This is a genomic window from Campylobacter sp. RM16188 (assembly GCF_012978795.1).
In the GTDB taxonomy this organism is placed as follows: domain Bacteria; phylum Campylobacterota; class Campylobacteria; order Campylobacterales; family Campylobacteraceae; genus Campylobacter_A; species Campylobacter_A canis.
This window is the reverse complement of the sequence record NZ_LIWQ01000033.1, coordinates 1-1,613: the sequence shown is the minus strand read 5'-3', so window position 1 is coordinate 1,613 and position 1,613 is coordinate 1. Positions and strand designations below refer to the sequence as shown.

The window sequence follows — 1,613 nt, the reverse complement described above, 5'->3', positions numbered from 1 at the left end:
CCCAAATACCAAACCGGTTATGGTCCACAGTGGAATCAGCGACTGGGGTGAAGTCGTAACAAGGTAACCGTAGGAGAACCTGCGGTTGGATCACCTCCTTTCTAGAGTACAATGAATATTCTCTCACAAGATATTCATCAAAGGAAAATTTAGATTAGCCTTATTAAACTAATCTACTCAATCATCCTTGTTTAGTTTTGAAAGATTGACGGCTAATAAATTTGTCTAATTCCTTAATTGCCTAGACAAAAACCTAAATTTGCGATTTATGATAAACGAAGTTTAGAATAAATCCTTAATAGCTTTAGGTGGGTGCAGGGAGTGAAACTCCTGCTCGTAAATACTAGCTTTGCTAGTATGCGAAGTAAGGATGTTAAGGGGAATTAGCTCAGCTGGGAGAGCGCCTGCTTTGCACGCAGGAGGTCAGCGGTTCGATCCCGCTATTCTCCACCAAATTTAAGTGCGAAGCTATTTTTATTCTAGAAAAGAAAAAGCGACCGAGTAACGAGGAGCGTAGATACACTACGTGACGAAGTTACGACCAAGCTTTGACACAGTATAGAATGCAAAAGAGCAAGCAAGAGGGCCTATAGCTCAGCTGGTTAGAGTGCACCCCTGATAAGGGTGAGGTCACAAGTTCAAGTCTTGTTAGGCCCACCATTAATTAGCAAATAAATAAATTAGTTTAACTACAAAAGATTTAAACATCAAAGTTTAAATCAAATGTTCCTAGAAGAATGTTTGCTTTAGACTTTGAGTGGATTAATATCCTTATCTTACGGTGCTTCCGAAAGAAGCGATGTGCTTTAGGGGTTTCCAAAGGGCGTAGCTCCTTGGTCGCAAATACTAGCTTCGCTAGTATGTGAAGTCTAAAACGTTCTTTTATTTATCATTGTTAAGAGTCACAAGCAAGTTTTAAATAAAACAATTTTACAGGACTTGTTAAAGATTTAAATATCTTATCTCTTGAATATAATCATTATTCAGAAGTTTAACAACACAAGATATCTAGAGTTAAAACTTATCTATATATCAGTTAATGCTTTCCGTCTTGGAGATTAGAGTTTAAATTTAGTAATAAACTTAAATTTGCTGCATATATTCATGTGTATGATTTTAAATTTTTGTTGTTTATATTACCTTTAACAAGGAAGTGATGCGAATTAGAATATGAAATATACTAATAAAAGGTAAGCTACAAAGAGCAAATGGTGGATGCCTTGGCTAGTAGAGGCGATGAAGGACGTGCCAGGCTGCGATAAGACTCGGGGAGCCGTCAAGGGGCTTTGATCCGGGTATTTCCGAATGGGGCAACCCAACTGATAGCGATGTCAGTTACCGTAATGGAGCGAACGAGGGGAATTGAAACATCTTAGTACCCTCAGGAAAAGAAATCAAACGAGATTACGCTAGTAGCGGCGAGCGAACGCGTAAGAGGGCAAACCGTTAGTTTACTAACGGGGTTGTAGGACTGCAACATAGACTAAACAAAGCTAATAGAATAAGCTGGAAAGCTTAAGCATAGAGGGTGATACTCCCGTATATGAAAGCGATGTTTTACTTAGCAGTATCCTGAGTAGGGCGGAACACGTGATATTCTGTCTGAAGCCGGG

Annotated in this window: 2 tRNA genes and 2 rRNA genes; all 4 read left to right on the top strand. The window is 39.1% G+C overall.

The window, feature by feature from the left end:
• Positions 1–101 (top strand): 16S ribosomal RNA (locus CDOM16188_RS11045); the annotation flags it as partial.
• Positions 102–377: 276 nt separating this feature from the next.
• Positions 378–453 (top strand) — tRNA-Ala (locus CDOM16188_RS11040).
• A 130-nt stretch (positions 454–583) separates the two neighbouring features.
• Positions 584–660, top strand: a tRNA-Ile gene (locus CDOM16188_RS11035).
• A gap of 528 nt (positions 661–1,188) precedes the next feature.
• Positions 1,189–1,613: ribosomal RNA gene (locus CDOM16188_RS11030) — 23S ribosomal RNA — on the top strand; the annotation flags it as partial.